Annotated in this window: 24 protein-coding genes; 18 read left to right on the top strand and 6 right to left on the bottom strand. The window is 35.9% G+C overall.

The features are described from left to right. Window positions 1–72 precede the first annotated feature (72 nt). Window positions 73–270, bottom strand: a complete 198-nt coding sequence (locus CSE16_RS06535) for a hypothetical protein (protein ID WP_099423157.1) — start codon at window positions 268–270, stop codon at window positions 73–75. Window positions 271–576: 306 nt separating this feature from the next. On the opposite strand from CSE16_RS06535, the gene CSE16_RS06540 reads away from it, so the two are divergent. From CSE16_RS06540 to CSE16_RS06555, 4 genes are all read left to right on the top strand, one after another. Further along, window positions 577–1,155, top strand: coding sequence for an HD domain-containing protein (locus CSE16_RS06540; RefSeq protein WP_172954425.1), 579 nt, complete (start codon window positions 577–579; stop codon window positions 1,153–1,155). Continuing rightward, a complete protein-coding gene (locus CSE16_RS06545; RefSeq protein WP_099423159.1) occupies window positions 1,152–3,038 on the top strand; it encodes an ABC-F family ATP-binding cassette domain-containing protein in 1,887 nt (628 codons plus the stop codon). Before CSE16_RS06540 ends, CSE16_RS06545 begins: the two co-directional genes overlap by 4 nt. An 11-nt stretch (window positions 3,039–3,049) precedes the next feature. Then, the gene (locus CSE16_RS06550; protein ID WP_099423160.1) at window positions 3,050–4,171 is read left to right on the top strand and encodes a conserved virulence factor C family protein; all 1,122 of its coding nucleotides are present in this window, start codon (window positions 3,050–3,052) and stop codon (window positions 4,169–4,171) included. Between the two features lie 149 nt (window positions 4,172–4,320). Continuing rightward, a complete protein-coding gene (locus tag CSE16_RS06555) occupies window positions 4,321–5,526 on the top strand; it encodes a hypothetical protein (RefSeq protein ID WP_099423161.1) in 1,206 nt (401 codons plus the stop codon). A gap of 164 nt (window positions 5,527–5,690) precedes the next feature. Here the strand turns inward: CSE16_RS06555 and CSE16_RS06560 are convergent, their stop codons facing one another. Genes CSE16_RS06560 through proB form a run of 3 tightly spaced genes read right to left on the bottom strand, consistent with a single transcriptional unit; the run spans window position 5,691 to window position 8,978 of the window. Continuing rightward, complete coding sequence (locus tag CSE16_RS06560) at window positions 5,691–6,578, bottom strand: DMT family transporter (RefSeq protein WP_099423162.1); 888 nt, start codon at window positions 6,576–6,578, stop codon at window positions 5,691–5,693. 38 nt (window positions 6,579–6,616) lie between these two features. Continuing rightward, window positions 6,617–7,882 (bottom strand): glutamate-5-semialdehyde dehydrogenase, encoded by a 1,266-nt coding sequence (locus tag CSE16_RS06565; RefSeq protein ID WP_099423163.1) that lies wholly within the window; start codon window positions 7,880–7,882, stop codon window positions 6,617–6,619. A gap of 13 nt (window positions 7,883–7,895) precedes the next feature. Further along, on the bottom strand, window positions 7,896–8,978 hold the full coding sequence (gene proB / locus CSE16_RS06570; protein WP_099423164.1) for a glutamate 5-kinase: 1,083 nt from the start codon (window positions 8,976–8,978) through the stop codon (window positions 7,896–7,898). 603 nt (window positions 8,979–9,581) lie between these two features. Here proB and CSE16_RS06575 point away from each other — a divergent pair. Beyond that, window positions 9,582–10,073 carry a sigma-70 family RNA polymerase sigma factor gene (locus tag CSE16_RS06575; RefSeq protein WP_099423165.1) on the top strand — a complete coding sequence of 164 codons (492 nt, stop codon included), beginning with the start codon at window positions 9,582–9,584 and terminating at the stop codon, window positions 10,071–10,073. 72 nt (window positions 10,074–10,145) lie between these two features. On the opposite strand, the gene CSE16_RS06580 is transcribed toward CSE16_RS06575, so the two are convergent. Then, on the bottom strand, window positions 10,146–10,541 hold the full coding sequence (locus CSE16_RS06580) for a glucosamine 6-phosphate synthetase (protein ID WP_099423166.1): 396 nt from the start codon (window positions 10,539–10,541) through the stop codon (window positions 10,146–10,148). 568 nt (window positions 10,542–11,109) lie between these two features. Between CSE16_RS06580 and CSE16_RS06585 the strand changes: the two genes are divergently transcribed. The 6 genes from CSE16_RS06585 (at window position 11,110) to CSE16_RS06610 (ending at window position 17,033) form a co-directional block, all read left to right on the top strand. Next, a complete protein-coding gene (locus tag CSE16_RS06585; RefSeq protein WP_099423167.1) occupies window positions 11,110–12,081 on the top strand; it encodes an ABC transporter substrate-binding protein in 972 nt (323 codons plus the stop codon). 435 nt (window positions 12,082–12,516) lie between these two features. After that, window positions 12,517–13,488 (top strand): ABC transporter substrate-binding protein, encoded by a 972-nt coding sequence (locus CSE16_RS06590; RefSeq protein WP_099423168.1) that lies wholly within the window; start codon window positions 12,517–12,519, stop codon window positions 13,486–13,488. 64 nt (window positions 13,489–13,552) lie between these two features. After that, a complete protein-coding gene (locus CSE16_RS06595; RefSeq protein WP_099423169.1) occupies window positions 13,553–14,557 on the top strand; it encodes a FecCD family ABC transporter permease in 1,005 nt (334 codons plus the stop codon). Continuing rightward, the gene (locus tag CSE16_RS06600) at window positions 14,554–15,588 is read left to right on the top strand and encodes a FecCD family ABC transporter permease (protein ID WP_099423170.1); all 1,035 of its coding nucleotides are present in this window, start codon (window positions 14,554–14,556) and stop codon (window positions 15,586–15,588) included. The genes CSE16_RS06595 and CSE16_RS06600 overlap by 4 nt, the downstream gene beginning before the upstream one ends. Before the next feature lie 12 nt (window positions 15,589–15,600). Continuing rightward, window positions 15,601–16,395, top strand: coding sequence for an ABC transporter ATP-binding protein (locus tag CSE16_RS06605; protein ID WP_099423171.1), 795 nt, complete (start codon window positions 15,601–15,603; stop codon window positions 16,393–16,395). Beyond that, window positions 16,392–17,033, top strand: a complete 642-nt coding sequence (locus CSE16_RS06610) for a (2Fe-2S)-binding protein (protein WP_157764758.1) — start codon at window positions 16,392–16,394, stop codon at window positions 17,031–17,033. The genes CSE16_RS06605 and CSE16_RS06610 overlap by 4 nt, the downstream gene beginning before the upstream one ends. Before the next feature lie 477 nt (window positions 17,034–17,510). Here the strand turns inward: CSE16_RS06610 and CSE16_RS06615 are convergent, their stop codons facing one another. Next, the gene (locus tag CSE16_RS06615) at window positions 17,511–18,161 is read right to left on the bottom strand and encodes a MerR family transcriptional regulator (RefSeq protein ID WP_099423173.1); all 651 of its coding nucleotides are present in this window, start codon (window positions 18,159–18,161) and stop codon (window positions 17,511–17,513) included. Window positions 18,162–18,621: 460 nt separating this feature from the next. Here CSE16_RS06615 and CSE16_RS06620 point away from each other — a divergent pair, with 460 nt between their 5' ends. The 7 genes from CSE16_RS06620 to CSE16_RS06655 all read left to right on the top strand — a co-directional run bounded on the left by CSE16_RS06620 (window position 18,622) and on the right by CSE16_RS06655 (window position 26,543). Then, window positions 18,622–18,831: a hypothetical protein gene (locus CSE16_RS06620; protein ID WP_099423174.1), complete on the top strand. Its 210-nt coding sequence runs from the start codon at window positions 18,622–18,624 to the stop codon at window positions 18,829–18,831. A gap of 864 nt (window positions 18,832–19,695) precedes the next feature. Further along, entirely contained in the window at window positions 19,696–21,519 is a 1,824-nt protein-coding gene (locus CSE16_RS06630; RefSeq protein ID WP_099423175.1) for an IucA/IucC family protein, read from the top strand. Then, window positions 21,491–23,245 (top strand): IucA/IucC family protein, encoded by a 1,755-nt coding sequence (locus CSE16_RS06635; protein WP_099423176.1) that lies wholly within the window; start codon window positions 21,491–21,493, stop codon window positions 23,243–23,245. Before CSE16_RS06630 ends, CSE16_RS06635 begins: the two co-directional genes overlap by 29 nt. A gap of 2 nt (window positions 23,246–23,247) precedes the next feature. Then, complete coding sequence (locus CSE16_RS06640) at window positions 23,248–24,480, top strand: AMP-binding protein (RefSeq protein ID WP_099423177.1); 1,233 nt, start codon at window positions 23,248–23,250, stop codon at window positions 24,478–24,480. Then, window positions 24,477–24,734, top strand: coding sequence for a petrobactin biosynthesis protein AsbD (gene asbD / locus CSE16_RS06645; RefSeq protein ID WP_099423178.1), 258 nt, complete (start codon window positions 24,477–24,479; stop codon window positions 24,732–24,734). Before CSE16_RS06640 ends, asbD begins: the two co-directional genes overlap by 4 nt. 13 nt (window positions 24,735–24,747) lie before the next feature. Beyond that, a complete protein-coding gene (locus CSE16_RS06650) occupies window positions 24,748–25,722 on the top strand; it encodes a DUF6005 family protein (RefSeq protein ID WP_099423179.1) in 975 nt (324 codons plus the stop codon). After that, window positions 25,719–26,543, top strand: a complete 825-nt coding sequence (locus CSE16_RS06655) for a sugar phosphate isomerase/epimerase family protein (RefSeq protein ID WP_099423180.1) — start codon at window positions 25,719–25,721, stop codon at window positions 26,541–26,543. Before CSE16_RS06650 ends, CSE16_RS06655 begins: the two co-directional genes overlap by 4 nt. Window positions 26,544–26,909 lie beyond the last annotated feature (366 nt).

Genomic DNA, 26,909 nt, shown 5'->3' on the forward strand with positions numbered 1-26,909 from the left:
AACATAATAATACAAAAAATGCCATTTGATTATTTTCAAATGGCATTTTTGTATGGGGATAAATTTGAAGTATTAAAAAATAATTTCAACTAAATTACTAACAATCATGATCGACACACTGCCTGCATAAATTGCGGCACCTAAAATAATAGGTGATAAAAGAATAAGTGCTTTTTTTTCTTTGTCTTTTGCACTTTGAACGTTTGGATAAATTACTTTTATTTCTTGGTCTTGAGTACACTGAACGTTTGGATAAATTGCTTTCTCCATAAAGAACACCCCTTAAAATTCTTTGTTTCGTATCGTTTTTACTATTATATAACGAATTCTTGTAATAAACAATAATAAAGTTCACAATATAGACAAAAAATCGAATTTTCTAATAAAAAGAAAAAATTTCCACTATCTTTAACAACCCCCCACTTGAATCCAAGTTTAAAAGGGAATTTTTGAGCTAATATTCATTTCCATGTTAAAATAAAGTACGTAGCATAAGTATTGAAAGAAAAAAGGTGATTGCTGGTGAAGGAAATATTATTTACATGTGAATTACTAGTAAAAGAAATTTACGGGAAAATGGATGCAAGTCATGATTTCCAACATATAGAACGGGTTTATCAAAATGCTCAAGCTATATTGAAAACAGAGCCAGATGCAAATGAGACCATCGTTTTGCTAGCCGTATTATTACATGATGTGAGCGATTCAAAATATGCAGTTGATAAGTCCGAGGAAGAGCGAATTTTAAAACAACTAAATTTAACGGAGCAAGAAAACAAGCATATTCAAGCGGTAATCGCAGAGGTTTCATTTAATGGGGGCAATGAGTTACCTGCAACAAGTATCGAGGCAAAAATTGTGCGTGATGCGGATCGTTTGGATGCGATTGGAGCAGTAGGCATTGCACGTACTTTTGCATATGGTGGTGCAAAAGGGCGTTTGCTATATGATGACGCGGAGGAAGCACGGGAGGCGATGTCATTAGAAGAATATCGCACGAAATCCACAGCAAGCGTGACCCATTTTTATGAAAAACTTTTATTATTGAAAGACTTGATGGTGACTGAAAAGGGTCAGGAAATGGCAGAGCGTCGCCATGCATTTATGGTACAATTTTTAGAACAGCTTAAACAAGAAAGAGACGGGATTTCATGAGTCATTTAATCGTATCCAATTTAACAAAAACAGTAGGTGAAAAAACGCTATTTCAAAATATTGAATTTACGATATATGAAGGAGAGCGTGCAGGTTTAATCGGGATAAACGGAACAGGGAAATCAACGTTATTATCCATTTTATCAGGGATTCAAGATGCTGATACACTTGACATGGATCACCCGAATAAATATCGCATCGCCTATTTAGAACAAGATCCACAGTTTGCGACCAATACGACGGTTTTACAAGCCGTTTTCAGCGGGGATTCACCTATTTTACAGCTAAACCGGGCGTATGAAGAAGCTGTAACCGCTTTAGCAAATGATCCACAATCAGAAAAGCTTCAAAATGAATTGTTCCGTATACAGCAGCAAATGGATACAGAAAATGCCTGGGATGTAAATGCATTAGCAAAACAATCATTAACAAAATTGGGAATGGACATGTTCGATAAAGATGTATCGGAGTTATCAGGTGGTCAACAGAAGCGTGTCGCTCTCGCAAAAGTGCTAATTGAACCAGCCGACCTTTATTTATTTGATGAGCCGACGAACCATTTAGATGTTACTTCCACGGAATGGCTACAAGAAATGGTATCGCGCTTAAAGGGTGCTGTTATTTTTATTACGCATGATCGTTATTTCTTAGATGAAACAGCGACACATATTTATGAACTTGCGGATAAAACATTATATCGCCATACCGGTTCGTACGGGGACTATTTAGAAGCAAGAGCGATTCGTGAAGAGATGAATGCCGCGTCGCAAGCAAAACTACAAAATCGATACCGCTCTGAGTTAAAGTGGATTCGTCGTGGGGCAAAGGCAAGAACAACAAAACAAAAAGCAAGAATTCAACGCTTTGAAACGTTAGATGAATCGTTGGATCGTTCAGTAGATCAAACGGATTTAGAAATGGCTTTAGCAACAACGCGCCTAGGGAAAAAGGTACTTGAATCAGAAGGCATTTCTAAAGCGTATGGTGACCGAAAAATTATACAAGATTTTAGTTTCCTGTTACAACAAGGGGATCGGATCGGAATTATTGGTGCAAACGGCTACGGAAAATCGACATTACTCAATATGCTAGCAGGAGAAATTGAACCTGATCATGGAGAAGTAATCGTTGGTTCCACGGTGAAAAGACTGCATTTTAAGCAAGCTATACCTGCGATGAATGAAAATACACGTGTCATTGATTACATTCGCGAAGCCTCTAATGATATTACCGATGCGGATGGTGTACGATACTCTGCTTCACAAATGTTGGAACGCTTTTTATTCCCTTCTCAAGCACATGGTACCCAAATTAGTAAATTATCTGGTGGGGAAAGAAAGAGATTGCATTTATTGCGTTTATTAATGGAACAGCCGAATGTTTTACTATTGGATGAGCCGACAAATGATTTAGATATTGAAACATTAGGTGTGCTAGAAGATTTTATTGAAAATTTCCCTGGTGTTGTCATTACAATTTCACATGACCGATTTTTCCTTGATCGTATCGCGAAAAAGCTTTGGATATTGGATGGGCTCGGCGGGGTGCAGGAAAGCCTCGATATATATACAGATTATTTGGCAAAAGCTATGGAACAACAACAGCAAGCAGCAAGAGAAAATAAAGTAGAAAAGTCTAAGCTAGAAAAGCCGAAATCAGAGAAGAAAAAATTATCATTTAAAGAGCAAAAAGAGTGGGAAACGATTTCTGATATGATTGCAAAAGTGGAAGAAAACATCATGCAAACAGAAGAAGGAATAACTACAGCGGGTTCAGATTTTACTAAATTACAGCAATTAACCGAGCAATTAGAGCAGTTCAATAGTGAATATGAACAATTAATTGAGCGTTGGAGTTATTTAGATGAGATTGTAAACGGATAAAGGAGATACGTATGAAAATTATACTAATTGAGCCGACACCTAGTCCAAATTCAATGAAAATTGTTATTGATCAAGAGTTACCTTTTGGTAAAAGTTTTAACTATTCGAAAGAAAATATTGGGCAAGCATCAAAGGAAATTCAAGCGATATTTGCAGTGGAAGGCGTAAAAGGTATTTATCATGTTGCAAACTTCATGGCTGTTGAACGAAATGCGAAATTCGCTTGGGAAACGATTTTAACGGGCATTCGCTCGGCATTAGGTGAAGAAACGCAAATTATTCAACAACAGCAATCAACGGATCATTTTGGTGAAGTCAATGTGCATGTACAAATGTATAAAACGGTTCCGTTACAAGTAAAAGCTTTTGATAGTGAGGGTGAAGTCCGTATTAGTGTAGGGCAACGCTTTTTAGAGGCATTTAAACAACTGCAATTGCGTGGATCGGACGAAAACTATATTTTTGAACGTAAATGGATGGACTTTGGTGTTCGTTATGGCGATAAAGCACAAGTGGTAGAAGAGGTGTTACTAGAAGTAGAAGCACTTTATCCACAAGGGCGTTTAGACGAAATTATCGAAACAGCCAACGACATCGTTCGTACAGTTTCAGTTAGTCGCAAGGAAGTTTCGTTAGGACAATTCATGGAAATTAACGATTGGCAACAACGATTCCAATTATTAGATCAAATTCCAGATCCTGAGGTAAAGGACATTGCACTTTTAGAAGAAGCGTTAAAAGATGAACAAATGGCCATTCGCCGTCTCGCAACTGTTTACTTAGGAATGATTGAAGATGTGGCGGTTGTACCGGCTTTAACAAAAGCTATAAAAGATAAAAGCGCGGCAGTTCGACGTACCGCAGGAGACTGCATGAGTGATTTAGGTTTACCAGAATTTGAACAAGCGATGATTGAAGCCTTATCAGATAAAAATAAATTAGTTCGTTGGCGTGCAGCTATGTATCTATTTGAAACAGGAACAGAAGTAGCCATCGAAGCGTTAAAAATCGCAAGTGAAGATAAAGAATTTGAAGTAAAATTACAAGCGAAAATGGCATTAGCAAGAATTGAACAAGGTGAAGAAGCTCAAGGTTCAGTATGGAAGCAAATGACCGAACTAAGAAATCAATAAAATAGTTGAAAAATGACATTTTGATTATCCGTCGAAATGTCATTTTTCTTTGTTAAGCTTCCTTTTTTCTATGTTATGTCGATATTTCGCATACACTAAATTGGAAAAAGAGAGGGATTTAATTTATATTATAGGAGGGAGGGGAAGTAATGGAATTAATTGATTTGATAGAAGAGGAAATTATTCTAAACTATGAGGTCGCTTTAAAAAATAAATCGTTAAAAAACTTTTTACTATTTTTTGAAAAAAACTGCCCGGAAGTGATGGGCGAAATTGAGAAAGACTATTATCTCCACTTTATTCAAGATATTTGGTCATTGCTTGAGCTTATCAAAAATAATCAATTCTTGTTTATGAACGAGGGAGGTACCTTAAAGGAAACAAGGCAATTTTTAATCGAAACAATTGCATATCACGAACAAATAATGAAAAATATTCCTTTTTTCAGCGTTTCGCCAATAAGAAATTTTATAGTGGCCTCTGTTATTGTGAAAAAAATAGATAAATGGTTTTACAATGAGGTTGATTTTTTTAGTCTAATTCAGACAGAATTTTCGGGAAATAACGGTACTGTTCATAAACACGAACTAATAATTGAAGGATTTCGTCAAATTGAAAAACATTATTTACAACCATTTAATCATTTTCTTGAAAAAGCAATCATTCATACAATTGAACAAATAACGGCTGCTGAAAAGCTTTTAGGAAATACATTTTGGTCGGAATTAAACCTACATGAAATCGATCAATTATTCCAAAGTCTAGATAGCAACCATTTTTCTGAAGTCCTTTTCTTAAAGGAGAAAATGACTACAGCTGAATTCGTAACATTTCATAAAAAAACGGCGAATATTTCCGATTCCACATTCCTTTTTTGTGTTCAGCAAGATCAATCAATGCAAGCACTTGGCAATTTACAAATAAGTATAGCATTAACCTTATTAGAGCTATCAAAACAATGTAATCACGATTTTATCTATTTACCTTTTGCACATAATCTTAATCAAGAAACAGTTATATTAAAGGGTGAGTTAGATATTCAGAAATATTTTGAGATGAATGAAGCGTTTATTGGGGGAGAAGGTGCGATACATTATAAAAAAGCAATAAATTTTGCTTTTACATTATTAAAACTTGAATTATCTAGTGCGTCGGGTAAAATCTATTTACTCTGCAATGAACGGCTATTTGATTATTGCCCAGCAGAAGACTATTGGAAAGATGCCGTATTGAAATTTAAAAGTGAAAAAGATATTGAAATAACGGTCATATATACAGGGAAAAAAGAACTTTTAGCACCTATTTGGTTTGCTGATCATGTGTTTACCCTAGACGAAAGTGTTGTACTTCACTAACCAGGAATCGCTTAATAGCCCTAAATAGTGGACGCTAAAAAAGCGCATACTATTTAGGGCATACTAATCAATTACGCCTCGGCTAACTTTTGTCCAAATTTTTTCGAACTAGTTCAATAAACTCCTCTAAAAATCTATGACATCCTCCGGGTCTTTAACTGGTATTACGTTGAAGTTTCGACTTTCTTTACTGTTTGTTCGGGGATGTACACGGTGTAAAAGATGCTACCGAAAATTAATATGATGCCGATTGTTTGTAACAAAGTAGGGCGGAATGATAGCAAAATGGCATCTAATAAAATGGCAACGACCGGGTCAACAAAGACGAGTACCGAAACAAGCACGGTAGATAAATTACGAATGCTATCAAAAAATAAATAATAAACAAAGCCGGTATGAATAAAGCCTGTGCCTAAAATATAGAGCCAGTTGCGCTCAGTTAAGCTTTCGAACGCCGAAAAATCACATAGTGGGAAAAGCATCAAAATCCCAACAGTTGTCTGAATAAATGTCAATGCATACGAAGATAGCCCTTTAATTGTTTTACTTGTAAACATCGTCAACGCGTAAAAAATGGCGGAAAGTAGCGCCCATACAAAGCCTGAGTTTAAAAACTGCGATGTGGAAGTAAAACTATCCAAACCAATGATTAATAGACTACCAAAAAAACAAATAACCGTTGCAAATATGGAACGAATGCTCATTTTTTCTGCTAATAACATTGATCCAAGCATCAAGACAAAAATAGGGGCTAAATTATAAATGGAAATAGCCACCGAAATCGACATTACTTCAAAGGCTTTAAATAAAAATACCCAGTTTAATACGATAAAAACACCACAAAGGATTGTTTTTAATACTTCCGATTTTTTCCACACTTCTATTCGATGTCCACCTGTCAAAAACCAAAGAGTACCTAGAAAGAGCGATGCACAAATACAGCGGACAAATACGAGTTCAACAGCAGGTAATCCTGTTTGAGTTGTAAAAAATCCAATCGAACCAAATATCGCCATTGCAATACTCAGTTTAATTATTGCACTTACATTCATTGACGAACGCTCACTTTCATAGAGATTTTCTATAAACTTTACTTTCTAATTTGCCCGTTACCCGTAATAAAGTATTTCGTTGATGTGAGTGCAGGTAATCCCATTGGACCGCGAGCATGCAATTTTTGAGTGGAAATGCCAATTTCAGCACCGTAGCCAAACTCAAAGCCATCTGTAAAGCGCGTCGATGCATTATGATATACGGCAGCCGCATCCACAGAGTTTAAAAATAGATTCGCATTTTGCAAGTCCTCAGTAAGGATGGCCTCTGAATGCTTTGTACCAAATCGATTAATATGATGAACCGCCTCAAAAACATTTTCAACAACTTTAACACTTAGTGTAAGTGCTAAAAACTCCTCCGCATAATGCTCATCTGTTGCTTGTAACGCTTCGTTTAATACATTACATACATGCGCATCACCATAAATTTGAATACCAAGCCCCGATAAATAGTGCAGTAACTCTTTTCCGTGATGTGCAAAAAAGTCTTCGTGGATCAAAATACTTTCCGTCGTGTTGCAAACAGATGGTCGCTGTGTTTTCGCATTTTTTATAACGCCACGGGCCATATCAGGGTTGGCTGAATGGTCTAAGAAAATGTGACAGTTCCCAGCGCCGGTTTCTAGAACAGGAACACTCGCTTCTCGAACGACTAAGTCAATTAAATTTTTTCCGCCACGAGGGATTAATACATCTAAGTATTCATTTAACGTAAATAATGTTTTGGCTGTTTCACGGCTCGTATCCTCAATTAATAACACCGCATCTTCAGGGTAATTTACTTTTTTTAGTGCTCGGTGGATCGATGCAACTAACGCAATATTGGAGTACTTTGCAGACGAGCTCCCGCGTAATAATACAGCATTACCAGTTTTTAATGAAAGGGTAGCAGCATCGATTGTTACATTCGGACGGGCCTCATAAATCATGCCAATCACACCGAGAGGCACACGCTTTTTGACGATTTGTAAGCCATTTTCCTTTTCGATTTTTTCTAATACTTCACCAACAGGATCTTGGAGCGCTACTAATTGACGAATGGCTTCACTCATCGCACGGATGCGTTTTTCATCGAGTAAAATTCGGTCTAAAACCGATTCGCTTAAATCAGCTTCTTTACCGTTTTGAATATCTTTTTGATTTTCTACCATAATAGTTTCGATGTCTTCAAGTAACTGGTCAGCAATGCTCAGTAATGCTTTATTCTTTTCAGCAGTCGTTTTCATATTCGTTTCAAAACTTGCAAATTTTGCGCGTTTCCCTTTTGCGATTACTTCGTTTTCATTCATTAATATCGACATTATAAAAGCCTCCTTAAATTTTCACCCATTGATTTCGATGAATGACTTCGATTGGTAAGTCAGCAAGCTCACTCGTTCGTTTGCCCATCGCTTGCTCCAATTCATTTGAAGAATATAATATTTCGCCTCTACCAATACAAGTGTGGCGGTCATATACTTCGACAACATCTCCTTTTTCAAACTGTCCCTCAAATGCATAAATTCCAGCCGGTAGTAAGCTCTTACCACCATGTTGAAGCGCCTGTACGGCACCTTCATCAATAAATAATTTGCCCATTACTTGTGTAAATGCAACCCATTGTTTATGACGAGGAATAGATTTTTCATTTCGAGTGAAATACGTCCCGTCGCCATTGTCATTAGAAATCTCAAGTAATTTATTTGAACCTTCACCTGTTCCAATAAATACATCAACACCAGCACTCATCGCATGTTTGGCAGCGAATAATTTAGATTGCATCCCACCCGTGCCAACTTTCGAGCCCGTTCCATCCGCAAAGCCGAGCATTTCATCGGTAACTTCTTCAATTGTATTTATTCGGACGGCATCTGCATTTGTTAATGGATTTGCCGTGTACAGCCCATTTACGTCAGTTAATATAATGAGCTGATCGGCATGAACAAGTCCACTTACAAGGGCAGAGAGCATATCATTATCGCCAAATGTGAGTTCTTCAACAGAAACCGTATCATTTTCATTAATAATCGGTAAAATGGAGCGTTCCATCAGTTCAGATAATGTAGCAGTAGCATTTTTATAACGCTTTTTATCGCTAAAGTCTGAACGTGTTAATAAAATTTGCGCTGGTGTTACTTGAAACTGTGCAAATCCATCGCTATATGCTTGAATTAATACACTTTGCCCAACAGCAGCAGCGGCTTGTTTTCCTTTGATTGTGACTGGTCGTGACGAATAGCCTAATTTACGAAATCCAGCGGCAACAGCGCCAGAAGATACTAAAATCACTTCATGACCTGCGTCTTTAATCGTTGCAAGTGCCGCAATATGGTCGGCGATTTTATGTTGATCAATTTCACCTTTATTATTAGTTAAAGAGCTACTCCCAATTTTTACGACAATTCGTTTCTTTTCCAATTTAATTATCCTCCTCAAATTAACTTCCCCAGAACTTATTTCACAGCATATAAAGGTGGAAGATTACTACATAACGAAATAAAAAAGCACTTTTCCCCCTAAAAAATAGGACGAAAAGTGCTTTTTCCGTGGTACCACCTAATTTGAATGCATTAAAAAAGCATTCCACTTTGTCTCATAACGCTGAGTCGGCGCCTAGTTTTATAGGAGCATGTTCAAGTAGGTTCGATGGGTTTTGCTATGCGATTCTTTCAGCCAATGGAATCTGCTCTCTTACTAGCTAAGTGCCATTTACTAGTCTTCAATTTGCCTTTACATTTTCTAATAGCATGAAGGATAGCCAGCTTTTTGTCAATATCCGAATAATAAAAATAATAGTACGTTTCATTTTAAGATGTGCGTACCACCGATTTAATAAATACAGAAATACAAATGGTACTATAAAAAGTGGTCAATTTGTCTATTTGGCTTGTTTTTAATGCTCAAATTGTCTGAATGGGGCTTTTTTATTGTGGAAATGCATTTTGATAAAAATAGGGATCTTCCATTACCTTTAGAGTACCTAGGAATAATCAGTTGTGCACAGCTAAAAGGACAACGACAATGCAGAGCTTTGAAACGGTATATGAAGAACATGAAAAGCTGATTAATCAAGTGATGTTTCATTTGAAAATCTATCGTAATTTCGATGAATTTTATCAGTTGGGCCGAATCGCGCTTTGGGAGGCCATGGTCAAATTTAATCCAGCTAAATCGTCATTTGAACCGTTTGCTTTTATGATGATTAAATTTAAGATGCTGAAAGAAATGTCTCAATTGAATCATATTTCTCAGTATGAAAGTGTATTGGACGAAACTCAATTTCAACTTACATTGGATGTACAGCATGCAACTAAAGATGAATTCAATGAAATAGAATGGCTATCGACCTTACCTAAAGAGGAAAAAATTTTACTGAAGCTCGTCTATTTTGAGGACAAAACAAATCGCGACATTGCCAAACTTTTTGGTTGCACTGAGGAAGCAATTAAAAAGCGGAGGCAGCGCTTAATAAAAAAATTGCAAAGAAATTTAACCTTTGAGAAGCGGGGGTGATTGAAATAAGGAAAAGCGTATTCGTTTGTTCGATGGAATACGCTTTCTATTTTCATACTTGTAGTGACTGTATTACTTATGCATCGTTTGAATAAATGCATCACGTTGTTCATCGGTTTGTTGAACGCTATTAACAAGCATGGCTCCAATGAGGTGAGATGACTTATCTTTTTCAACAATGAATTGTACATTTACAGGTTCAAGCTTTCCTTCTACTGTACATTTGCCCTTATATTCAACAACACGTTCAAACATTTTCGTTTCGAAATATTCCCATCCACCTTTTTCGCAAACTTTTGAAAAGGCCGCTTCCGTTGTTAATTGGCTATCACTCGTTAATGCTGAAGCTTTCATATAATCTATGTATTCATTGTCCGTAATCGTATCTTTTGGACCAAAAAAGTAAAAAAAGATCCCTAAAATCGCAATCGGGATAATCCAAAAAATAGTTCGCTTTTTTCTCTCCATAAAAAATCCCCCTTATTTGTAATGATAGTATAACATTCGGAATATTATATTTTCTACAAGATGGTAATATTTTCTCTAACAAACAGATTATTTCTTACATTATACAATTATAAATTTTACGATTGTAATCTTGTATTTGTTTGAAAGGTTTGGAAAAACGATTATACAAAAGAGAATGATGGAGGAAGTATGTGAAAAGCACAATTAGTTGAAGGAAAGCCTTCATTAATGCGATATATCCTGTGTAAATTTGATGTTAGGCCAGAATCTAAAAGAAGTGTTAAAAATGGTAATTATATACTAGTAACACAATATGTTAGGGAGAAATTTTATCATTAAATTTGAAAATACTCTAATTAAATTAATCCTGAACAGATGAAGGTCATTTGCATATTGTCCTTGTAATGATTATTTATATGGATTGCAAATTAGCTGTAGACTGAAAAAAGCCATTTAAAAATAAATTTAAAAAATTATAAAAAAAGTAATTGAAAATCATTATCAATTTAATTATACTTACAATCGACAATGAAAATCATTATCGATAATATTTTTAGGAGATGAAAAAATGAATAAAAAATTAAGTTTTTTATTATTTTCTATTATTGCGACAATTGCAATATTAGCTGCTTGTGGTAATAAAGAAGAAAAAAAGGTAGATTCTGCAAGTGCAGAGAAAGAAACAACAACTTCTGAAACAAGAGTAATTGAGCATGTTTTAGGTAAAACCGAAATTAAAGGCACACCTAAAAAAATCGTAACATTATATCAAGGCGCTACTGATACTCTTTTAGAATTTGGTGTAAAGCCAATTGGTGTAGTTGAATCTTGGGCTGAACAACCAATTTATGAATATTTAAAATCAGATTTAGAAGGTGTTACTATTGTAGGTTTGGAAACTCAACCAAACTTAGAGGAAATTGCAGCTTTAAAACCTGATTTAATAATCGCAACGCAAGTAAGACATGAGGAAATTTACGAGCAATTATCACAAATCGCACCAACAGTAGTAAATACTACTTTATACGACATTAAGGAAACTACAAATCTAATAGGGCAGGCAATTGGACAAGAAGATCAAGCCGAAAAATTAATATCTGATTGGGAATCTCGAGTTGCTGACTTTAAAGAAAAAATTGCAACGAATGAAAATTATCCATTAAGCGTAGCTGTTACAAATTACCGTGCAGATCATGCACGTATTTATGTACAAGGATTCGCTGGTTCAATTCTTACAGAGCTTGGTTTTAAAGAGCCAAATAATCTACAAGGACAAAATTTAGAGATTGTGAAATTAAATGATAAAGAATCAATTTCACAAATGAATGCAGATGTAATTTTCCAGTTCATGGAGGACGACGCAGCTGTTAAAAATACTTATAAAGAATGGTCTGAACATCCACTTTATTTAAATTTGGATGCGGTTAAAAATGAACAAGTATTTACAGTAAATGAAATTGTTTGGAACTTAGCAGGTGGTTTACAAGCGGCAAACTTAATGTTGGATGAATTATATACGCATTTCAAACTTGAAAAATAAGTATTAATAAAAATGGGGAATCGATCTGATTCTCCATTTTTCAATTAAATAAGAGGTTATGGTATGTTTACGATTTACTAGATTAGGGTAGATAAAGTATGAATGATTGGAATCTGTCGTTCGTTGCACTTGTTTCGGCAAAACAGCGCATAAGCCTAGATCACGTATCATAAGTAAGAAAAACGGATTATGGTCAACCAGATTGTCTAATAACAGAGGGCAAGTGTCTAAACAATTACGCTGAGGCGTAATTGTTTTTTTTTAGTCAAGCACATATGTTAGCCAAGACTCTTTATAAAATTATGCTAAATTATAAAAAAAAGTAATTGAAAATAATTATCAATTAAAATATAATTGCAAATGGCAATGAAAATCATTATTAATAAAAATTTATGCGATGAAAATCATTATTAATAAAAATCTAGGAGATGAAAAATGAATAAAAAAATTAGTGTTTTACTATTTTCTATTATTGCAACAATTGCAATTTTAGCTGCTTGTGGTAATACAGAAGAAAAAAAAGTGAATTCTGCAAGTGCAGAAAAAGAAACAGCTACTTCTGAAACAAGAGTAATTGAGCATGTTTTAGGTACAACAACAATCAAGGGCACACCTAAAAAAATTGTAACATTATATCAAGGTGCTACGGATACACTTTTAGAATTTGGTGTGAAGCCAATTGGTGTAGTTGAATCTTGGGCTGAACAACCAATTTATGAATATTTAAGATCAGATTTAGAAGGTGTTACTATTGTAGGTTTGGAAACACAACCAAACTTAGAGGAAATTGCAGCTTTAAAACCGGATTTAATAATCGCATCGCAAGTAAGACATGAGGAAATTTACGGACAATTATCACAAATTGCACCAACAGTAGTTAGTGCTTCTGTAGATGACATTTACGAAACGACAAGTCTAATAGGGCAAGCAATTGGACAAGAAGATCAAGCTGGAAAATTGTTATCAGATTGGGAAAGCCGAGTTGCTGACTTCAAAGAAAAAATTGCAACGAATGAAAATTATCCATTTAGCGTAGCTGTTACAAATTACCGTGCAGATCATGCACGTATCTATGTACAAGGATTCGCTGGTTCAATTCTACAAGAGCTTGGTTTTAAAGAGCCAAAAAATTTACAAGGGCAAAATTTAGAGATTGTGAAATTAAATGATAAAGAAACAATTTCACAAATGAATGCAGATATAATTTTCCAATTCATGGAGGACGATGCAGCTGTAAAAAAAACTTATAAAGAATGGTCTGAACATCCACTGTATTTAAGTTTGGATGCGGTTAAAAATGAACAAGTATTTACAGTGAATGAAATTGTTTGGAACTTAGCAGGTGGTATACAAGCGGCAAACTTAATGCTGGATGATTTATATACGCATTTCAAACTTGAAAAATAAACATTAATGAAAATGGGGGAATCGATTTGAGTCCCCATTTTTCAGTTAAATAAGAGGTTATGGTATGTTACATTCTTTTAGTTCTAAAATCTTTGGAATCATCACACTTTTATTTCTCGTTGCACTTTTATTTTTTTGTAGCTTAGCAATGGGGCAAACGTCCATTTCATTTTCGTTAGCTTTGGAAGTTTTGACACAATACAATCCAGAAAACCCGGACCATCTTATTATCGCAACTAGTCGATTAGCACGTGCAACGATTGCACTTACTGTCGGAATTGCATTAGCGATTGCCGGAACATTAATTCAAACTTTAACAAGAAATCCACTTGCCTCCCCAGATTTACTAGGAATTAATGCTGGGGCAATATTTTTTATTGTTTTTGCTATAACTTGGTTAGATCTTCAATCAATGACTCAGTATATGTGGTTTGGTTTTCTAGGAGCGGCTATTGCAGGTTTGGGAGTGTTTTTTTTAAGTAGCCTAGGTCGTGACGGCTTAACACCGATTAAAGTTATTTTAGCGGGTACAGCTCTATCTGCCCTTTTTATATCATTTACACAAGGGATGTTAGTCATTGATGAACAATCAATTCAAACGGTATTATTTTGGATTTCAGGTTCAATTGCTGGCAGAGATTTAAATATGCTGTTTGCTGTTCTTCCTTTTTTAGTTCCTGCGATAGTCATTAGTCTATTTATTGGGAAAGCAATGAATATTTTTGGTTCGGGGGATGATGTTGCGAAAAGTTTAGGTCAAAATGTGGGGTTATTAAAAATCTTAATGGGTGTATTAATAATTGTTTTAGCTGGAGGCTCTGTTGCGGTAGTCGGTTCTGTTGGATTTATTGGTTTAATTGTTCCGCATATTGCTAAAGGATTAGTTGGCACTGATTATCGATGGACACTACCTTTCAGTGCTTTATTAGGTGCGGCGTTATTAATCGGTGCTGATATACTCGCTCGATTTTTAATTAGCCCAATGGAAGTCCCAATTGGGGTTATGACCGCATTTATTGGCGGACCATTCTTTATTTACTTAGCAAAAAAAGGGGTGTCTAAACAATGAAGTATTGGACATTTCGTATGTTAAAAGGAAAGGTTTCATTTCAAATTTCAAAAGGATGGATGCAAGTATTCAGTATTGGTACTTTATTATTAATTGCATTTTTCGTATTAAGTTTATCAGCAGGTAGCAATTGGATTTCCCCTTCACAAGTATTTATGCAGCTTAGTAATATGACAGATGAGCATGCATTTGTTATCGAGACCCTACGATTACCTCGAACATTACTCGCTGTTCTAGTAGGTAGCGCATTAGGTATATCAGGACTGATATTACAAAGCATTGTGAGAAATCCACTAGCGTCACCTGATATTATAGGCATTACAAGTGGTGCTTCATTTGGTGCTGTTCTTTTTATAAGTCTTGGCACTGGAGTCGTAAGTATGACTTTATTACCTTTTGCAGCAATAAGTGGTGGTTTAATAACAGCTACTATCATTTACTTACTCTCTTGGAATAAAGGTGTTACACCTATCCGATTAGTTTTAATTGGTATAGGAATATCCGCCATATTAAAAGCAGGTGTCACATTTTTATTAGTTTTTAGTGATACATACATTGCTTCTAAAGCCTATATTTGGTTAACAGGAAGTTTATATGCGGCGACTTGGGATGAGGTTACTTCACTTTTCTGGTGGATAATGATTCCATTACCTATCTTAATAATTTTAGGGAGAAGTATGAATGTAACAGAACTCGGTGATGATGTTGCGATTAGTATGGGAATAAAATTACAATGGCAACGACTTGTTTTCCTGGGGTGCGCAGTTATTTTAGCAGCAAGCTCAGCTGCATACGTTGGGGGAATTGAATTCGTGGGATTGATGGCGCCACATCTCGCGAGACGTTTAGTTGGAAGGTCATTTCTTGGTTTAATCCCGATAACAGGAATTATTGGGGCTCTATTGGTCGTAATCGCAGATTTAATTGCACGAACAATGTTCCTTCCATTAGATATACCTGCTGGCGTATTTACTGCTGCAATCGGTGCACCATTCTTTATTTATTTATTATATAGAAATCGAAATCGTTAGGAGGATACTCATATGAATGGGATTCAAACAAAAAATTTAACATTACAATACGGGAATCAGCCAATTATTGAGAATCTCGATTTTGACATACCAATCGAAAAAATTACAGTACTTGTAGGTGCAAACGGTAGTGGGAAATCAACATTATTACGTTCGTTAGCACGCTTACTTAATCCAACATCTGGTGAAATTATTTTAGATACACATAAATTACAAGAAATATCGACAAGGCAGATCGCGAAAAAGCTTGCCATTCTACCTCAAGGACCAGTTGCACCTGAAGGAATTACTGTACATCAGTTAGTAAAGCAAGGTCGTTATCCACACCAAAAATGGTTTCAGCAATGGTCAGAAGAAGATGAGGAATTAGTTGAAAAGGCACTAATCGCTACACAATTACTCCCTTTAAAAGATCGGCATGTGGATGCTTTATCTGGTGGGCAACGTCAGCGAGCTTGGATTGCAATGACATTGGCACAAGAAACACCGATTATTTTACTAGATGAGCCAACAACTTATCTAGATATGACACATCAAATTGAATTATTAGATTTTTTATTCGACTTAAATCGTCAATACAAGCGAACGATTGTTATGGTATTACATGATTTAAACTTAGCGTGTCGTTATGCAGATAATTTAGTGGCTATTCATAATAAAAAAGTTGCTGTCCAAGGTACTCCAGAGGATATCGTTACATCTGAAATGGTAAAAAATATTTTTAATTTGGATGCACTTATTAATGCAGATCCCTATTTTGGAACTCCCCTATGTATTCCAAAAGGAAAAGGGCGCCGTGTCAAATGAATTTAGAGGCTTATGGTGTAAAGACTTCTGATTCTGTAATAGGAATACCACTGGCGTATTTGGAAGATAAAAAAATCCTTTTACCGATAATCAATCAATATGCACATTATTTAGAAACGGATTCATTAGTAATTGCAGGATCCTTATTTTTTAAACGCTATGCTGTATTAACAGCTGCTGCTGCACTTGATTATTTTGGTTTACAACAAAAAAAGGTAGATTGGTTAGGATATGCAACCTTTGATTCAACGCAATTTTTATTATTTGTTCGAGATGAAGTGAAAACCGAAATTGCTGTTTGTTGGGAAGAACAAATACTATCACGCCATTTGTTTCGATTAGTAGAAATTATTTCTAAGGAATGTAAAATTAATAAAAATATTTTATGGGAAAATGTAGCGGTAAGATTAAACGCTGTACTCAAGCGAAATCAGACAAAGTATCCATTAAATCATTTGGAATTTGTTCATAGTCGGATTACACAATTTTCCCCTCAATGGATTGAAAATATGGATAACCCAATTCAAAAATATTGTCACCTTATAGTTACAGAACGAAAAACTTGCTGTCGTTATTATCAATTAGATAAAAAAGAAGAGGGAATGGATTACTGCCTCGTTTGTCCTTTAAAGAAATGACGAATAGTTATTTCATGCAGCAACATGTTAAAAATGAGCTCGGTATTTATACTGGGCTCATTTTTAATTTTGCCTTCATCCGTTTCGTATGATTCGGAGCTATTATTACCGAAAAATCTTTTTCTCTTAAAGCGCTACGATTTGTATATTTTAGATTCATATGTTCGTATTTATTTGGAAAGTTTGGAAAAATGTTTACACTAAATGATATGAATGAAATAGGGAAAGTGTATGAGAAGAGCACAATTAATTGCTGAAAAGCCTCCACTAATAAGCGAGATTGGATAAGTAGATAACAAAGTTACTTATTACAACAGAAAACCGAATTAGGCAAATTGAAAAGGCATGAACCCGATATAATATCGAACTCATGCCAAAAGCATTGCTTAATGAAATAACCGTGTCTAACTTTAAAGTGGCACTCCAAACTCCAAACTTGTCCTGTGAGTCTGCTCAACTTTTGATGAAACTTTTACGTTATTTAAACAACTTCCCAATCAAACCTTTCACTTGTTTTTCAGATTCAGGTAGGGGTGTAGCGTGGAGCTCTTGTTGCGCAACGTTAAGTTTATTTAATGCACTCATTATCGCACTGTTTTGCTGTTCGACTCGGTCGAGCTGGCGTTGCTGTACGGGGTAGCTTGGCTCATTTGCTTGGTCCAAAATGTGTTGCATCATGACGCCAAACTGTTGCTTTAACGTTTGGTTTTGCTCAATCAATAGCTCATTTTGTGTACGTTGCTCTTCGATTAAAGTTAATAGTTGTATGTTTTTTTGCTCGATGCCGTAAATGTGCGTCGCTAACAATTCCATTGAATTTGATAAATCTTCAAATTGTGACACTTGATATGATGTTGGAATAATATCGTGCTGTAAAATTTCCGCGGGCTCGAATTTTGGATCTGTTACTGTTTGTGCAGCTTCTTTTAATTTTAAGCCACGGTGTTTATTTAACGCTAAAAAAGCACGCAATATCATTAAATCTTCGTTAGAAAATTGACGATGCATACGGTTATTGCGTCGAACTTCATATCCGTGCTCCTCTAGAATTGTTATGTAATGTTGTAGTGATGCTTTACTAATGCCGAGTTGTTCAGCAAATGCACCAGTCGCATATAGTGCGGCCATAGTTCAAACTCCTTTAATGTCAAAAAAATAATATACTAATCAAAATTATACGCCTTAAGTAACGAAGCTGTGAAGTAAAAGTTTTTCAGTTATGACAATTCGGGTGGAAAGGGTGGAATATTGATTAGCCTTTTGAGTTGTTTAGCTTTAACACCTTAGAAGTGATATGCTTTCAAATGGATAGACAGATTAAAAATTAGAACTTATATAAATCGAACATAAGAATCCCGCTTTATATTAAAATGTAAACCTCACCAGAATACGTCGCCTTCCACTGCAGCGACGTACCATATCCGGAACGCTTCAGAATCTAAACTCCCGCAATTGGAACACAGGCTAATGTCGCCACGTCCTGCGGCATTAGCCTGAGTGACCAACATCGTGTTGGCCTTGCCCTTATATAAAGCATACAGATACGTCGTACAAACATTTGCAAAAAAGCTGTGTTGTAGGAAGAAATGTGATTAATGAGAATTACTTGGCTAAATCTCAGCAACCTGATTCCGTCAAAATTGCACAAATTTTAATGAGGCTAGATGAAATCGATCGTCTCGCAACAGGAAATTTAAAATGTTTGAAAAGTGCTCCTGGAACGAAGATTTTAGCAAGTGGTATTTTAAAAAGTTCAAAGGAAAATAGTAGTAAATTATTTTATATTAAACTGAACTAATTGGATTAGTTCAGTTTTTACATACTAGTATATAAGGTTACTAAAAATATTTTTGAAGATATGATGAATATAATGGGGGGGATAGCAATATTAGCCGAAAAGTCTTAACAAGCGAGAGCTTATGCAAAAGCGTCTTTCCTGATGGTGCAGTTATAACTTGGGGTATCGGCCATTTTGTAGAATTAAAGGAACCTAAAGATTATAACAAGGAATGGGAAAAATGGTCGCTAGGGTCACTACCAATTATCCCTCATAAATACGAAGATAAAGTTGTAACTAAAGTATAATAGCAGTTCAATGCTATAAAAAAAATTTTTAACGATCCGCATGTTTCAACAATCTATAATTGTTGCGATATTGACTTATTTCTATAAATATATATGTAAATAATTATATTTTTTAACCCTTTCGTTGATACGAAAGGGTTTTTTTATATTCGCACAATTGCACGGAATAAGATTATGGACTTATCTAAATTGTTATCGAAAGAAAGATGAAAACGAAGTAACGTCATAAAGTATCACACCAATACCTATGAACATTACATCAATAACATCGTACAAGCAATATAAGAAACGATGGCTTGTACTGCTATATAGGTCTTTAGACAGTTGAGCCATTTCCGTCTTTCTTGTAATATGTGATTATCAATGAAAATGATAATCATTATCATTGATAACGCTTAGCTGTTAATCTACTTTAACCTTAAAAATTTTTAATTTTCTTTTATTTTCGAGTAAGGGAATCATTTGTCAGCAACACATTTAGTATTAGTCTTTCTAATTGGAAAGACTTATTTTTTAACAACAAATGATAATCATAATCATTTGTTAGGGAAGGCTCTGTGAAAGGATGGTTAATTAAATGCAACAGATTGCCAAACAGATTGCAGAAAATGCATCGTTTCAGGCGTTTATGAATTGTTACATACGAGAAGTGAGTAGCGGACATTGGGTCAAAAAGGAGGAGTGGATAAAAGAACAGCGACTATCTATCCTGATTACAGAGGAACATATGCTAGAGCTTGAATTGCCGATGCAAAACACCCGTTTTGCATTTGGTGTGGATTACAAATCTCTTGTTGGAAGACATATGTTTGGTGTCTCGTTGAAGTATTGTACGAAACAAAAACAATGGCTTCTTGAAGATAAATTAACGATACTCATCACGCTCATTCAAGAACTACATTTTATGGCTAAGGCGGATGGATGTTCTGGACTTTCTTCTCATTTTGATGAACTCATTCTTCGCATAATTGAGAGCTATCAAACGATGGCAAATTATATTGAAAAGAGTTTGGAAAATAAGAAACAAAATGGAGCTAACGATTCGTTTATTGAAGCTGAGCAGTCTCTCTTATTTGGACATTGGCTTCATCCGACACCTAAAAGCAGACAAGGGATGGCAAATTGGCAACAAACTAGTTTTGCTCCAGAGCTACAAGGTTCTTTCCAACTTCACTATTTTCGTGTCGACCGTAAAATTGTGAAAGAGTCCTCAGTATTAGAAAAAAGTGCGAGTGAACTCATTTCTCAGTCTTTAAGAAAATCACAACCTGATTTTGTTATGTCAGAGAAGCATTGCCTCATTCCGATGCACCCGCTTCAAGCACAGTGGCTTTTACAGCAACAGTATGTAAAAAAAGCGCTTGCTGAAGGATTGATAAAATACGAAGGTGCACTTGGGGCATTTTATACAGCAACCTCTTCGATAAGAACGGTATATAGCTCAAATGAAGAAATGATGTATAAGTTTTCAATTCCTGTTAAAATAACGAATTCATTAAGGGTAAATCGAACTCATGAACTAAAAGCCGGAATTGTTATGGCTCGGTTAATGAATAAGATTGATTTCTTACAGAACCATTCATCTTTTCGGATGATTGATGACCCAGCCTATATGACTGTAGAGATTCCAAATCAAACGGAATCAGGGTTTGAGGTTATTTTTCGCTCAAACGTATTTCCTGAAGGACATGATGAAGGAATCTGCATGATTGCTGCTCTTGTTCAAGAGCCTCTGCCAAAAGAAAAATCGAGACTGTGTCAGCTCATCATGAAAATCTCTCAATCAGAATTCCGCTCATTAGAAAGCGTAAGTTTAGATTGGTTTAAAGTCTATTGGAAATGTGCTATTGAATCATTATTAAGGTTATACGATGCGTATGGGATAGCTCTCGAAGCACATCAACAAAATAGTGTGTTAAACATTTCTTCAGGTTATCCAACTACTTATTATTATCGTGATAACCAAGGATATTACTTATCAAAAACATATAAAGAAGAACTTCTATCAATAGAGCCTTCTTTGCAAGAAACAGAAGAGCTATTTTACGAAGATGCCCTTATTCATGATAGATTTATAAATTATTTGTTTATGAATCAATTGTTTCCCGTTATTTCCCGATTTGGAGCAGATCAGCTAATCGATGAAAAAGTTCTACTGAAGTGGTCTATCGATCAACTGCACTTATTAGAAAAAGAATTTACAGGCCACGGGAAGGCATTTGTTCATAACATTCTAAAACAAGAAAAGCTTGCGTTCAAAGCAAATTTATTAACAAGGTTTCATGATGTAGATGAACTAGAAGCCGAACTTGAACAAGCAGTATACACGACAATTCCAAATCCATTTGTTCTTCAGTATGAGGAGGTAGAATATGCAGCAGCTACAGCCTTTAGCTTCTAAACAAGGAGAGCTACGTGTAAGGCGGCAGCTTGTGGAAGCAATGATTTTTGAAGGACTAATCAAATATGAAGAAACTTGTCTAGATAAATGGACTTCAATCCTTACTCTTGTTGGACAGAAGTGTACCTATCGTTGTGAAGGGAGAAGAATGGCATTTGATCGCATCCGAATAAAGGAAGATAGTATTTTTCAAGTAGGAAAGGATGAAACGTTACTAGAGGCAACGCTTGAGGATCTAGTAGATGAATTACTTTCGACTCATAAAGACAAAGATCGATTACTGAAAGAACTTCATTTAACGAGTATGCTTTGTGACTGGAATGATCGTCATCTTCAAATGCAAATGTCGAGAAGAAATTCGAGCTATGAAGAATTAGAATCAGAAATCATTGAAGGACATCCATATCATCCTTGTTTTAAATCAAGAACCGGTTTTACAATCGACGACCATAGAGACTATGGCCCTGAAGTAAAGCAATCATTTACCCTTCAATGGGTTGCAGTGAGAAGAAGCTACGCACGAATCACTGTTCTTGAAGAGGAAGAGAGCTTTTGGAAAAGAGAGTTAGGGCATTTAATGTGGGGAGACCTTCTTGCAAAACTTGCGGCATTCGATGGAACATATGAAGAATATACATTTTTACCGGTTCATCCTTGGCAGTGGTCTAACATGAAACATGAACTAGCTGGATTAATAGAGCAAAAAGATCTAATTCCTCTAGATGTGAAAGGAGATTACTATCGGGCTACCCAATCGGTACGAACATTATGGAACTTTACAAATCCTGAAAAGGCGCAATTAAAATGCTCGATGAATATGGTGAATACCTCTTCACTACGAAAGTTACATTCTCATGCTGTTTGTGCCGCTCCTCACATTTCAGCATGGCTTAGGCAGGTGATTCAATTAGACTCCTATTTACAAAAGGAAGCGTCTCTTATTGTACTGGAAGAATACGCAGGGATTATTTTTGAACCGAATGCAAAAAAGCATAGCGGAAAACTAGAAGGTCAGCTTGGCTCAATTTGGCGAGAAAGTGTGCGCTCGTATATGAAGGATGATGAGGAAGCGGTACCGTTTACGGTGTTAATGATGATGGAGAAAGATGGGCGTCCGTTTATAAATGAATGGCTCTTCCGATATGGAACGGAGGAGTGGGTAAAACGCTTGATCGAAGTGAGTGTTATTCCTGTGTGGCACTTGCTTGTCGCTCACGGTATTGCTGTTGAGGCACATGCGCAAAATATGATTTTATTACATCAAAATGGCTGGCCGACTCGGGTTGTACTGAGGGATTTCCATGACAGTATCGAATATATTGAAGATTTTATTTCAGACAGAAGCCTCATTCCAGACTTTGAAACGATACACGAACGTTTTAAAGATGCACCTGTCGATCAATATTATTGGATGTCTTCTGTCGAGGCTTTACGAGAGTTAGTTATGGATACATTATTCGTGTTTCACTTAAGTGAACTATCTTATTTGCTAGAAGAGCAGTATGGATTTGTAGAAACACGTTTTTGGAGTCAAGTTAGGGACGGAATACAGAAGCACTTTGAACGTTTTCCATCATTATGCTCAAGAAATGAACAGCTTCAGCATACTAGCACACATATTTATGTTGAATCATTACTAACAAAAAAACTTCAAAATCAAGAAGAAGGTAATTTTCGACATATCGTCAGCAATACGTTGGCACAAGCGGATAAAAAGGAGAAATGATGATGTTTTATGTCAATGATCAATTTTATACAGTAGAAGATATCGAGAAGCAATATGAAATATACGAAAGCTTATCTCATCTAAGAGAGTGTCACAATCGAAGAGTAGCTATTTGTACGGATGATATTTTCCAATATATAGCTCTTTGTTTATATATTCGCCAAAAAGGCGGATCAGTCGTCCCAATCCATCCAGCGACGCCAAAAGAGGGATCTGTACGGCTTGCTTCTTCAGCAGGTAGTCATCTTTTGTTATTCCAATCGATCGATTCTTTCATCGAACTATCAAATCATTCCAATAACCAAGAAGGAGTATTAGTTCAAATGAGCTCAGGTACAACAGGAGCTCCGAAATGTATTGAACGAACGTGGAGTTCAGTGGAAGAAGAGATTGAAAGCTATGTGAAGACGTTACCTGTCGATTCCTTGACAAATTCAGTTGTCGCTTGTCCGGTTACCCATTCTTATGGATTCATTTGTGGTGTATTGGCTTGCATAAGAAGGGGAGCAAAGCCGGTTATTATTACGAATAGTAATCCAAAATATATTTTGAAAAAGCTAAAAGAATTTCCAAAGCACATACTCTATGCGGCTCCAACTTTACTTTATACATTAAGTCGATTATTGCCAATTGATCAACAATTTGATCGTGTGATGACGTCAGGAACTGTGATGCCGCATAGCTGGTTGATATCATTAAGAGAGAAATCTCGCCAAGTATTACAGCAGTATGGATGCTCTGAATCCGGGTGTGTTGCGATTCACCCTAATGTGGAAGATCCGAAAGAAATGGGCTACCTCCTTCCTCATGTGAAGGTGACAGCTGGTGACAAACAAACACCGAGCGAAATTATCATTGAATTGTCTACACAAACGATTTATACAAAAGATCTTGGCTATATAGAAGATAATGTTCTTTCTTTTCTTGCAAGAATGGATGACACGATTAATGTAGCAGGCTTGAATGTGTATCCGCAAGAAGTTGAAACCGTGTTAATGGATGACCCAAGAATAGTCGAAGCAGTCGTATATAAGAAACAAAACAATCTATCAGGAGAGCGAGTATGCGCAATATACGTGTCTACTGAACCAATCGAAAATATGGAGCTTAGAGAATGGTGCAGGAAATTTCTCGCTCCCCATCAAATTCCGATGGAGTTTGTGTTTGTTCATGAAATTGAAAAGTTGCCAAATGGAAAAGTAAGTAGAAAAAAACTTGGGGGCATACCAGTATGACGAGACAACAATTGATGAAGAGCATCTATGATATTATGGAAAATTCATTAGAGTTGCAGACACTGTCTTCTTTTAATGAAGATGCCCGGTTAAATGAGGATTTGTATATGGATTCAATTATGATCCTTCAACTGATTCTTCATTTAGAGTTGGATCTTGGCATTTCCATTCCCGATGACATTCTCGTTCCAAAAGATTTCAAAACAGTAGGAACACTAGCAAGCTTTTTAGAAAAACAGCAAAAAGTAGAATAATCGGAGGCGAAAAATGATAAAAGTTCATTGTTTTGTAAGCTGTGTTTGTGAAGTTATTAAGAAAACGAAAGGCGTTGATCATAGGCCCTACTATTTTGGGGTATGGGACGCAGATTTTGATGTACTCGATAATGGAGTGCTCTCATACCATTCGGATCGTATTGATCATCATTTCTTTCAAACATGGTATGAAATGCTCTATGGAATCAAGCTTTACAAATGGTATGACGAAGAACAATCAAAACAAGAAAATATAAACAAGTTGCTAAGGTTATTAGAAAATGAATCTCCACATCAACATGTGATGGTGATGCTCGATTTATCGATGCTTCCAGAGCGAGAGAATAAATTTCATCAACGTCCATTTCCACATTATGTGATGCTAGAATCGACAGAAAATGAAGCAGAGTGGTTTATGTATGACCCTGATTTTCGATGGGAAGGGATTTTGCCGAAGGAGAGGATTTTAGATGCAATCCAAGAGCCAACTGTTGGAGGTGGCTATTACTTTGATTCTGAGACGATTATTGCTCCAACTACAGAGACGGTTGAAGCCTATTTTAATACATGTATAAAGCTACATAGTAATCCGATGACAGAAGCAATTACCGAGATTATTAAAGAGTATATCGTAGGAAAAGAAAAAGAAAGTATGTCAAAACTTCCGACTGCATTAAAACAATTGCCGGTTTTAGCGATTAGAAAGTATGCATATGAACATGCGTTTGCATTTTTTTGGGAAGCTCTTGGCCGTGATGAGGAAGGCTTTGAAACATGGTGTGATGAAATTGAGCGTCTAGTGAATGGTTATACAACGATTCAGTATCGAGCGATGAAACTTGCGATGACACAAGATTTGTTATTAGCTGAAGCAATTTTTGTGAAGTTAGAAGAACAAAATCTCCTTGAGTTCAAGATTAAGCAAGGATTACAAGAATGTTTTCAAGCATGGTTAACATTACAGCACAAGAAAGAGGTATTGTTATGAAATTATCTATCTGTACAATCTCGTTTAGGCACCATCTCCACTCGATTGATCAATTAGCAGACTTTGCAAAAACTCAAGGTTTTCAAGGAATCGAGCTCTGGGGTGTTCATGCAAAGAACTTGGCAGATGAACTTCATTATGGAGCAGATTGGCTAAGCTCCTACGGTTTGGAAACGAGCATGCTTAGTGATTATTTGCCATTAGAAGCATCAGTTTCTGAGATGATGGCTGAAACAGAGAGGTTATCTTCACTTGCAAAGCGCTGGGGAACGAACAAGATTCGTACATTTGTAGGAAAACAGGGCAGTTCTGACACGAGTAAGAAAGAAAGGGAAGAACTTATTTTCAGGCTTAGAATGCTCTGTGATTATCTTGAGTCAAAAGGACAATATTTGCTTGTTGAAACTCATCCAAACACATTGACAGATAATCTACCTTCAACGATGCAGTTAATCGAAGAAATGAATCACTCAAACCTGAGAGTGAACTTTGACGTTTTGCATATATGGGAATCAGGTATAAACCCTATTGTCGCCATGAACCAACTTCTTCCTTATATCTCACATTTTCACTTTAAAAATATTGCCTCTCGTGCACAACTTGATGTTTTTTCTCCAAACAATGTTTATGCTGCATCAGGGTCTAGAGAAGGGATGGTTCCATTGTTTGAAGGTGCAATTGATTATTATGAATTCCTATCAGAAGTACTTTCAATCGTGGAGGTAGATGCGTCATTGGAATGGTTCGGATCGAATGTGAAGAGTGTATTAGCGAAAGATGTTCAGGAAGTTAAGAAGGCGTTGCAGTTGGTACAAATATAATATAAGGTTGTTTAAAATATATATTGATTATGTAAAAGATAAATGTTCGCTTTCGTAAATAGAGAAGCTGACGTCCGGAATGGATGTCAGCTTATTTTAATAGGGATGCCTTGGCAATACAGTCATTTAAATAAATTAATTTTCTTCAATAATCATGCTCGAGAATTGAATTGGTTGTTTTATTCATGAAGATTTTTTTCTGGTACTATCGAAAGAATAGGTTTAAGTTATATTTTTATTTTGTTTGAATGCTTTAAGCTACAAAACGAGAAATTAAGTCTTCTCGAAATATTCAATGACATATTCTTTAAACTGTGGTGCTTCGATATTAAATAGATTTAGTCTATTTTCTGGATTTTTGTTTTT

Origin of the sequence: Solibacillus sp. R5-41 (assembly GCF_002736105.1) — a bacterium.
GTDB lineage: Bacteria > Bacillota > Bacilli > Bacillales_A > Planococcaceae > Solibacillus.